The organism is Lentzea sp. NBRC 105346, from assembly GCF_030269605.1.
Classification (GTDB): domain Bacteria; phylum Actinomycetota; class Actinomycetes; order Mycobacteriales; family Pseudonocardiaceae; genus Lentzea.
Genome location: NZ_BSTQ01000012.1, coordinates 287,443 through 296,230, shown reverse-complemented (window position 1 = coordinate 296,230; position 8,788 = coordinate 287,443). Strand labels below are relative to the sequence as shown.

The 8,788-nt window shown below is 69.3% G+C and carries 10 protein-coding genes; 3 read left to right on the top strand and 7 right to left on the bottom strand.

Features of this window, described 5'->3' with window-relative positions:
- The first annotated feature begins 689 nt into the window (after nucleotides 1-689).
- Complete coding sequence (locus tag QSK35_RS25805) at nucleotides 690-1,112, top strand: organic hydroperoxide resistance protein (protein WP_285750077.1); 423 nt, start codon at nucleotides 690-692, stop codon at nucleotides 1,110-1,112.
- Nucleotides 1,113-1,128: 16 nt separating this feature from the next.
- A complete protein-coding gene (locus QSK35_RS25800; protein WP_285750062.1) occupies nucleotides 1,129-1,605 on the top strand; it encodes a Dps family protein in 477 nt (158 codons plus the stop codon).
- Here QSK35_RS25800 and QSK35_RS25795 read toward each other — a convergent pair.
- From QSK35_RS25795 to QSK35_RS25775, 5 genes are all read right to left on the bottom strand, one after another.
- The gene (locus QSK35_RS25795; protein ID WP_285750061.1) at nucleotides 1,602-1,976 is read right to left on the bottom strand and encodes an SEC-C metal-binding domain-containing protein; all 375 of its coding nucleotides are present in this window, start codon (nucleotides 1,974-1,976) and stop codon (nucleotides 1,602-1,604) included. The genes QSK35_RS25800 and QSK35_RS25795 overlap by 4 nt on opposite strands.
- Nucleotides 1,973-2,992, bottom strand: a complete 1,020-nt coding sequence (locus QSK35_RS25790; protein ID WP_285750060.1) for a DUF4872 domain-containing protein — start codon at nucleotides 2,990-2,992, stop codon at nucleotides 1,973-1,975. The genes QSK35_RS25795 and QSK35_RS25790 overlap by 4 nt, the downstream gene beginning before the upstream one ends.
- A gap of 181 nt (nucleotides 2,993-3,173) precedes the next feature.
- Nucleotides 3,174-4,979 carry a S9 family peptidase gene (locus QSK35_RS25785; RefSeq protein ID WP_285750059.1) on the bottom strand — a complete coding sequence of 602 codons (1,806 nt, stop codon included), beginning with the start codon at nucleotides 4,977-4,979 and terminating at the stop codon, nucleotides 3,174-3,176.
- Nucleotides 4,980-5,003: 24 nt separating this feature from the next.
- Nucleotides 5,004-5,765, bottom strand: a complete 762-nt coding sequence (locus QSK35_RS25780; protein ID WP_285750058.1) for a heparin lyase I family protein — start codon at nucleotides 5,763-5,765, stop codon at nucleotides 5,004-5,006.
- A gap of 87 nt (nucleotides 5,766-5,852) precedes the next feature.
- On the bottom strand, nucleotides 5,853-6,764 hold the full coding sequence (locus tag QSK35_RS25775; protein ID WP_285750057.1) for a glycoside hydrolase family 16 protein: 912 nt from the start codon (nucleotides 6,762-6,764) through the stop codon (nucleotides 5,853-5,855).
- 97 nt (nucleotides 6,765-6,861) lie between these two features.
- On the opposite strand from QSK35_RS25775, the gene QSK35_RS25770 reads away from it, so the two are divergent.
- Nucleotides 6,862-7,344, top strand: coding sequence for a GAF domain-containing protein (locus QSK35_RS25770; protein ID WP_285750056.1), 483 nt, complete (start codon nucleotides 6,862-6,864; stop codon nucleotides 7,342-7,344).
- Here QSK35_RS25770 and QSK35_RS25765 read toward each other — a convergent pair.
- Entirely contained in the window at nucleotides 7,341-7,496 is a 156-nt protein-coding gene (locus QSK35_RS25765; protein WP_285750055.1) for a hypothetical protein, read from the bottom strand. The genes QSK35_RS25770 and QSK35_RS25765 overlap by 4 nt on opposite strands.
- A 58-nt stretch (nucleotides 7,497-7,554) precedes the next feature.
- On the bottom strand, nucleotides 7,555-8,760 hold the full coding sequence (locus tag QSK35_RS25760; protein WP_285750054.1) for an MFS transporter: 1,206 nt from the start codon (nucleotides 8,758-8,760) through the stop codon (nucleotides 7,555-7,557).
- Nucleotides 8,761-8,788: the final 28 nt, after the last annotated feature.

Sequence of the window (8,788 nt, the reverse complement as noted above, 5' to 3'; positions counted from 1 at the left end):
TCGGCGCCGCGATTGGGGCTTGACTTGGGGCCCCTCGCGGCGTGGTGGGCCGGCTCCGCCGGCAGATTCAAGATCTGCCGGCCCGACAAGGGCTACCACGCCGCACCCCAAGTCAAGCCCCAATCGCGTTCCGTACGTGCCCACCAGACGCGCCCCACTCTGGGTGCGTGGTCGCCTCTTTGGCTGCCGGTTCCGTGCGCGGTTGCTTCGTTGGCTGCCGGTTCCGTGCGCGGTTGCTTCGTTGGCTGCCGGTTCCGTGCGTGGTCGCCTTCGGCTCGGTCGCCCGGGTCCGCCGATGCCCGAATCGGCTCGCGCTCCGCGCATCGCGTGACACGGGGCCGGTGAACCCGGCGAGTCGTACCTTCCCGCCCCCTGAGCTGTACGTTCCCGCGCCCGCGTCGTACGTTCCCGCACCCAAACCGCTGGCCCCAGAACTGTCGGTCCCCATCGCTAGCCTGAGATACGGGGGACGCTCACAACCACCGCGCGCCGACACACCCCCAGCCGACCGTAGCGCCAGCCCCCGACAATCCCGCCGAGTCCCAACGCCCTCTCCGCGAGCCGCGTCCCAGGGCGACCGTCTCACCACGGGGTGAGTTGAGCCACCATCGGGAAGGTCTTTCGACCCAAAGGAAGTTGTAGACCGTAGAACACAACATCCTCCCCCTGGCTCTAAGGAGAGCGTGACGATGCAGGTGCTGTACACGGCTGAGGCGATTGCAGTTGGCGAGGGCCGCAACGGTGAGGTCCGTTCATCCGACGGCGTGATCGACGAGCGCCTGGCCACCCCGAAGGAGCTCGGCGGCCCCGGTGGCGAGGCCACCAACCCCGAGCAGCTGTTCGCCGCCGGCTACGCCGCGTGCTTCAACAGCGCCCTCAAGCTTGTCGCGCGTCACGCGAAGGTTGAGATCAAGCACTCCGAGGTAACCGCGAAGGTGGGGATCGGCCCGAACGGCACCGGCGGCTTCCAGCTCGCCGTTGAGCTCGTCGCGCACATCCCCGGCTTGGACCAGAACGTCGCGGACAAGCTGGTCGAGCAGGCCCACCAGGTCTGCCCGTACTCGAACGCGACCCGCGGCAACATCGAGGTGGCGATCACCGCCACCGTCTGAGGGAGGCGTTGATCCTATGAGCAAGACCCCGATCACCAGCCCGTTGCCCGACGCCGACCGCGACACGGTCGGAGCGGTGCTGCAGGCCACGCTCGTCGACCTGGTCGACCTGTCGTTGATCGGGAAGCAGGCGCACTGGAACGTGGTCGGCAAGAACTTCCGCAGCGTGCACCTGCAGCTCGATGAACTGGTCGCGACGGCGCGTACCGCCGCCGACCAGGTCGCCGAGCGGGCTGCGGCGTTGGGTGTCACGCCGAACGGCAAGGCGAAGACGATCGCCTCGTCGTCCGGCGTGCCCGACATCGCCGAAGGCTGGCTCAAAGAGGACCAGGTTGTGGAGGCCGTCGTCTCCTCGCTCGCAGCCCTGATCGCCCGGCTGCGCAAGCGGATCGACGAGACCGACAAGCCGGACCTCGTCACCCAGGACCTGCTGATCGGAATCACCCAGGACCTGGAGCAGGCGCACTGGATGTGGCAGGCCCAGCAGGCCTAGACGAAGCCGGGTGACCCGCAGCAGGTCTTGTACTTGCGGGCCGACCCGCACCAGCACGGATCGTTGCGACCCGGTGGCCACACGATCGCGCCGTTCGTCAGCGCCAGGTGCTCGGCGTAGTCGGCGCGGGTCTTCCCGGCCGCCGGGTCGGTGTCCTTCGCGAAGTCCGCGTACTCGTCGGCCGCGCCGACCGCGATCTTGGCGTGGCCGCCGAAGTCGGCGAAACCGCGCAGGAAACGCTCGACCTCCTGCCGGTGCGCCTCGTGCGGGCGGTCGAGACCGCGCAGCTTCGGATAGCCGTCCGGCCAGCGCTTCATCACCTCGGCCAGCTCGTCCGCCGGCCAGTACACCGTCGTCAGCTGCTCAGTCACAGCCGACCGACCGCCTTCTCCTCCAACTCGCGGGCTTCGTCCACGAGATCAGCGAGTGCGACATGGAGGTCAGTCTGGCCCTCCGCCAGCGATGCCTCCAGTGCACGTTCGGCGATCTCGGACCAGATCCGCCCGGACGCGTGAAAATCCGCCGCGCCCGGCAGGCCCGCTTCCTCGAGGAACTCGGCGTAGAGCGGCCTCGTCGCCGAGGGCGCGGTGTACTCCAGTTCGATGCAGTCGTGCAGCCGTTGGTAGACGAACGCCCGCGCACCTGGCGTCGACCAGCGCTGCGCCCAGCCCTTCCTACCGCGAACGTCACGCATCTCGGTCGCCAGTTTGCGCATGCCGGAGAAGCCGAAGTTGACGTCGAAGTTGTTGCCCAGCACCGGGCCGGTCAGGTGCGCGACCGTGGTTCGGACGGCGGCAGCCACGTCCGGTTTCGCAGCAGTGCCGGTGATGGTGATCATCTCGTGCTTCTTGCCCCACGCGGTGAGGAAGTCGTTGAGCGGCAACGGGTGCGCGTCGTCATCGCGCACGAGCACGGTGTCGCCGTCGACGGACTCGACCGCCACCGAGTACGGCTCGGGGCCCCACTCGCCGGTCCGGCCGCTCCACGGCAGCTTGGTGCGATCGACCGTGCAGATGAGCTTGCCGCCGCCACGGAGCTGCTTCGAGGCCTTCGCGACCGAGCCGGTCGTCGTGACCTGGTGCTCGATCCCGGAGTTGCGCAGGGCGGCCGCGATGTAGGGGTCCGGGTGGTGCCGCGCGACGATCGTCATGGTGGGCGCGTCCAGGCCCTTGTACTCGAACACGAAGTACATGAACCCGATGCCGCCGGCCAGGCCGGCCAGCATCGCCTCGGACATCGTGCCGCCCAGGACGTGCCGGAGCAGGGCGGTGTCGTGCATGAGCACGGGCTTCTCGCGCAGCAGCTGCCTGCGCGCGGTGGTGTAGGACTCGCCGGTCCGCTCCATGCGGGAACGGACCAGGCGCTTGAAGGACTTCTGCTCGGTCATCGTGAGCCTCTCGCGGACGCGTCCGAGCGGACCCCACGCCCCGCCCGAACCGTCCGGGCGCACGACAACGGCTGCATGCCGAGCAGCGCCCCGAGGACATCAGGCCCCCTTTGCCTCCGCGGTGCCGGTCAGCGTGGGTGACCGGTCAGGAGGTGAGGCGCGGGACGGCGCCGCGGTCAGATTAACCCTCCAGCGCGCGCCTTGCGAAGTCCACTTCCGCGGCGGTCTGGCGGATCGTCTCGGCGACGACCAGCGACCCGTGGCCCGCGTCGTAGCGGTACAGCTCGTACTTGGCGTTCCTCGTCTGCAGCGCGTCCAGGTAGTTCTCGATCTGCCGGATCGGGCAGCGCGGGTCGTTCTCGCCCGCGAGGATCAGCACGGGCGCCTTGACGTTGTCGATGTACGTCAGCGGGGAGCATTCCCGGTACAGGTCCGGCAGCTCCTCGGGCGATCCGCCGAACAGCGCCCGGTCGAACGCCCGCAGCGGCTCCATCTCGTCCTCGTACGCGGCGAAGTAGTCCGCGACCGGGACGCCCGCGACGCTCGCCGCCCAGCGCTCCGGCTGCGTCCCGATCGCCAGCAACGACAGGTACCCGCCCCAGCTCGCGCCGTTGACGACACACTTGGCGGGGTCCGCGAGGTTGTTCTGGACGGCCCAGTCGTGGACCTTCGCGACGTCTTCCAGTTCGGTCAGGCCCGGCCGGCCCTCGATCGCGTCCCGCCACGCCGAGCCGTAGCCGGTCGAGCCGCGGTAGTTCACGTGCACCACGGCGAAACCGGCGTCCAGCCACACCGCGCGGTACGCGGAGAACCGGTCCTCGTCGGCCGAGTGCGGCCCGCCGTGCAGCAGGAACACCGTGGGGAACGGGCCCTCGCCCGCGGGCTTCGCGTAGAGCGCGTGCACGCCGTCGACGAACACGTCCTCCATCGGCTGGGACTTCTCGGCCCGATGCCCCGGCGCCTCCAGCAGCGTGCTCACCACGCCGTCCTTCAGCGTGCGGATGACGCCCGGCTGCTCGGCGTTGGACCACGAGTACTCGACCGCGCCGTCCGGCCGCACGCCCGCGGAGCCGATCACTCCCCGTGGAACGTCCAAAGTGGAGAGTTCACCGGTGGCGATGTCGTAGCGGTGCATGGTGTTGCGGGCTTCATGCGTGTGCAGCACGAGCAGGGCGCTGCCGTCGGGGTACCAGTCCGCGGTGACCTCACCGGGCAGGTCGATGGTCAGCTCGGTCTCGGTGTCCGTGCTCAGGTCCCAGATCAGCAGTTCTTCCCGGCCGCGCCGCTCGTGCGCGACCAGCAGCCGGTTGTCGCCGTGCACCGGGCTGAACGCGACCGCGTCGAGTCCCTTGCCCTTGCCGTCCCACTTCTCGGCCCTCGTCGTGTTGTCCGCGACGTTGAGGATCCGCAAAGCCATGTGGCGGTTGTCGCCGTGCTCGGAGTGCGCGATCGCGACGAGCGTCTCGTCCTTGGACAACCCGGAGACGCCGCCGTCGTGCTCGTTCTGGTAGATGACCTCGGCTTTGTTCCCGTTGCGGGACAACCAGATCGTGGTGCCGTCGTCGGTGCTGGCCGCGATGGCCGTGACGGCGCGCCCGATCTCCAGCCCGGCCGGGTAGCCCGCGTGCACGCCCTCGACGGCCGGCAGCGTCTCGCCCTTCGCGAACGGCTCGCGCACCCAGACACCGAACTCGTCACCGTCGTGGTCGTCGAACCACCAGATCTCGGTGCCGTCGGCGTTGAGCGTGCCGTGCGACGTGCCGTTGGGCCGGTCCGTGACCTTGCGGTGCTCGTTCGTGGCGCGGTCCCACGCGTAGATCTCCCACACGCCGCTCGCGTTCGACAGGTACAGCGACCGGTCCGGCGCGTCGTCGGCCCAGCCGGGCAGGGTCACGCGCGGGGCGGTGAAGCGGTCCCGCCACCGGGCCTCGGCGGCGGGGTCGGCGAAGAGCTGGTCGGGCACGTTGGCCGCGGGATGCGTCGTCACGTGCCCGATCCTGCCTCATTTCCGCTACGGGGCCACGTCCGCATAGCTCGTGCCCAGCTTCGCGTCGTTCAGCCACGCCGTCGCCCGGCCGCTGTTCGGGCCGGACCGGTAGACGCCCCACTTCGTGTTCACGTGCGTGCCCCACAACGTGGCGGCGGGGTAGCGCTTCTGACCGTTGTTGAACGTCTGCTGCACGCCGTTGCGGTAGAGCTCCACCCAGCCGTCGTTACCGCGCGACAGCTTGAACCCGATCACCCAGTCGTTCCACTGGTTCACGGGGAACGACGTCACCCAGATCTGCTTCGTGCCGCCGGTCGGTGAGGTGAGCTGGAACTCCAGCTTGCCGTCGCCGAGGGTGCGCATAACGAACGGACCGGACTTCGGCTGGCTGCCGCTCGAGCCCGAGATGTGCAGCTGGTACACGCTGATCCAGTGGCCGCCATTGGGGTTGAGCTGCCACAACGCGCGCCAGCCGAAGTAGAACGTCTTGCCGACGTCCGACCCGGTCAGCCGGTACGGCGAGCCGTTCTTGCGCATGCCGCGGCTCTCGCACCGCTCCTTGCCGTTGCCCCAGTCCCAGGTCTCGTACTTGATGGACGGGCCGTACTTGCCCTGCGGATCGTTCGCCACGGTGATGCTGCCGGGGTCGGTCTCCAGTCCGTCGAACACGGCGGCCGGGCCCTTGGCCGGGTCGGCCTCCCAGAGCACGCCTGGAACGGCCGATGCGGTGGCCGGCACGGTCAGCACGGCCGTGAGGGCGGCCGCGAGCGCCCAGTGCAGTCGCATCTGATCTCCTCGGTGGATCACGCCCGCGGCAGCACGGAGAGGCATAGATCGGATGTATGCGGCGTAGATGCAAACGTTACCGCCGTCTCACGTGCGCGTCCACACCGCGACGTAGTCGACAACCATCGGACGTCCGCTTGCGGTCGCCGCCGTCGGTGTGGCATGTCCGGCGACCCCGTTCGGGAAGGCGCCGCCGACCGCGACGTTCAGCAGGATGAAGTAGCCGGCGTGCGAGGTCATCGAGGTCCACGCGCTTCCGCCGACCTGGTTCTGGCTGACCGAGTGGAACAGCTGGCCGTCGACGTACCAGCGCAGCTGGTTCGGGCTGACCTTCCGGTCCCATTCGAAGCGGTAGGTGTGGAACGCCGACTGGCACGACGAGCCCGGACAGGCGCGGAAGCCGCCGATGCCGTTGGTCTCGTTGCACGGCCCGCCGGGGTTGATGCCGCAGTGCAGCACGCCCCACACGCGGTTGATGCCGTTGACGTTCTCCATCACGTCGAACTCGCCGATGGCGGGCCAGTTCCAGTAGTTGCCGCGATACGGCGAGCCGAGCGCCCAGAACGCCGGCCAGTAGCCCTCCGCGGCGGTGCCGGTGACGTTCGGCATCTGGATACGGCTCTCGATGCGCAGCACGCCGTTGGCCGGTGCCTTGAAGTTCGCGCGCTTGGTCTCGATACGCGCGGACGTCCACTCGCCGTTCGCCGAGCGCAACGGGGTGATGCGCAGGTTTCCCGAGCCGTCGAGGCGCAGGTTGGCGCGGTCGTTCGTGTAGCGCTGGATCTCGCCGGTGCCCCAGTTGGCCGGTCCGCCGGGGTAGCTGTGCCCGGTGTCGACGATCCAGTTGTTGCCGTTCGGCGCGCTGTTCGCGGCGCCGGTGAAGTCGTCGCTCCAGGCGAGCGACCAGCCGGGCGGGGTGGGCGGCACCGAAGCCTGTGCGATGCCGGGAAGCAGGAGCAGGGCCGCGCATGCCAGCGCCATTCGGGTTTTTCCTGCCACGATGAGACCTCTCCACTCGGGTGAGCGTGGCGGCGGAACCACAATGGAAGCGCTCTCACGCTGTTCGGTCAACCATCGGCGGAGTTACCGTGTCCGAATGGCCGACACGACCGTGCTGCTCGAACGCGCCGAGACGCTCGAAGAGGTCCAGCGCATAGTGCGGACGACCGCCCGTGCGCTGCTCAAGGCGCACGGCGCGACGCTCGTGCTGCTCGACGGCGACAAGTGCTACTACGCCGACGAGGACTCGATGAGTCCTCTGTGGAAGGGGCAGCGGTTCCCCGCCAGGAACTGCATCAGCGGCTGGGCGATGCTCCACCGCCAGACCGTCGCGATCAGGGACATCCGGTACGACCCGCGCATCCCGCAGGAGGCCTACCGGCCGACGTTCGTGCGCAGCCTCGTGATGGCCCCGATCCTGCACCCGCATCCGATCGGCGCGATCGGCGGTTACTGGGCGGTCCAGCACCAGGCGACGCCCGAGGAGATCGCGGCGCTGGAGGAGCTGGCCGAGGCGAGCGGTGCGGCCCTGGAACGGTTCCCCGAGGGCCTGCCCGCCCGCGGGTTCCTCAGCCCTTAGTGCGGAGCGAGCCTGCGGACTGTCGTCACGGTCAGCACGAACGCGGCGGCCACGCCGAGTGTCACCCACGCTGAGCTGAGCAGATACACGACGGCGAGTGCCTGGATCACGACCAGCGCCTGAGCCGCACGCCGGTGCGCCGTGGAAAGCATGGGGACCACCGTGGCCCGCCCGCGCACCCCTGTCGAGGAAAACCACCCGATGGAGGGGTCACGTTCGCACCGTGCCGAACCGTCGCCACGCCAGCGTCGTCAGGATCGTCATGGCCCCGAACGCCATCCAGAACGGCGCCGTGATGCCGAACGTCCGCGCCACGAACCCGCCGAGCAGGGCCCCGACCGCGGTGCCGCCGATCGCGAGCAACATGAAGCCGCTCGCCACCCGTCCGCGCAGCTCGTCGGGCACCGCGCGGTGCCGCAGCGAGCCGACGACGACGTTGAACACCGCCGCGTGGATCCCGAACAACGCCATGACCACGCCCGCTGCCCACGGCGACCGCGCCAGCGCGAGCAGCAGGTGAACGCTGGTCTCGATCACGAGCCCCACCCGCAACAACACGGCGGGCCCGAACCGGTCGAACACCTTCGGCGCGATGAGCGCGCCGGGCAGCCCGCCGATCGCGAACGTCGCCAGCAGCACCCCGTACCCGGCGCCGCCGACGCCGAGCCGCTGTTCCGCGTACAGGACGTAGATCGACATCACCGCGGTGAGGGTGATGTTCATCAGGCACAACGACAGCGCCATCAGCCGCACCACGTTGTGCGCCCACAGCCACCGCATACCTTCGGCGATCTCGGTTTTGAGGTGTGGCCGCTCCGGTCGTCCGGCCGGCCGCTCGATGCGGATGAACGAGGTCAGCACGGCCGCCACGACGAAGCTGACCGCGTCGATCCCGTACGGCAGGGCCGCCGCCGAGACGAACAGCGCCGCCCCCACCGGCGGCGCCAGCAGGCTGTTGCCGACGATCTGGAAGTACTGGATCCGCGCCATCGCGCGCGGCAGCAGGTCCGCCTCGACCACCGCGGGCACCATCGTGCCCGCCGCGTTGTCCGCGAACGTCTCGCCGACGCCCAGCAGGAACAGTGACACGTAGATCACCGGGATATTCGCCGTGTGCGTCAGTACCGCAAGCGCCAGCGCGCCGACCACCAGGCCGCGCAGCACGTTGACGACCACGACGACCCTGCGCCGATCCCAACGGTCGACCAAGGCCCCGCTGAGCAGCCCGAACAGCAACCACGGCAGCCGTTGCGCGAACACCGCACCCGCCACGAGCGACGGATCGCTGGTCAGTGACGCGAGCAGCAGGGGACCGGCGGCGAGGACGAGCCCGTCGCCGGTGTTGGAGATCGCGTTGGCCCACCACAGCTTCGTGAAGTCCGGGCCGAGCCGCCTTCGGGTGATCTGCGTCGCCACGTTTCGAAGCTAACGGCCCTGATCACCG

Bases quoted from the DNA above. Each gene is read 5' to 3' on its own strand.
- QSK35_RS25805 (WP_285750077.1), top strand. From the start codon at position 690: ATGCAGGTGCTGTACACGGCTGAGGCGATTGCAGTTGGCGAGGGCCGC.
- QSK35_RS25800 (WP_285750062.1), top strand. From the start codon at position 1,129: ATGAGCAAGACCCCGATCACCAGCCCGTTGCCCGACGCCGACCGCGAC.
- QSK35_RS25790 (WP_285750060.1), bottom strand. From the start codon at position 2,992: ATGACCGAGCAGAAGTCCTTCAAGCGCCTGGTCCGTTCCCGCATGGAG.
- QSK35_RS25780 (WP_285750058.1), bottom strand. From the start codon at position 5,765: ATGCGACTGCACTGGGCGCTCGCGGCCGCCCTCACGGCCGTGCTGACC.
- QSK35_RS25770 (WP_285750056.1), top strand. From the start codon at position 6,862: ATGGCCGACACGACCGTGCTGCTCGAACGCGCCGAGACGCTCGAAGAG.
- QSK35_RS25765 (WP_285750055.1), bottom strand. From the start codon at position 7,496: ATGCTTTCCACGGCGCACCGGCGTGCGGCTCAGGCGCTGGTCGTGATC.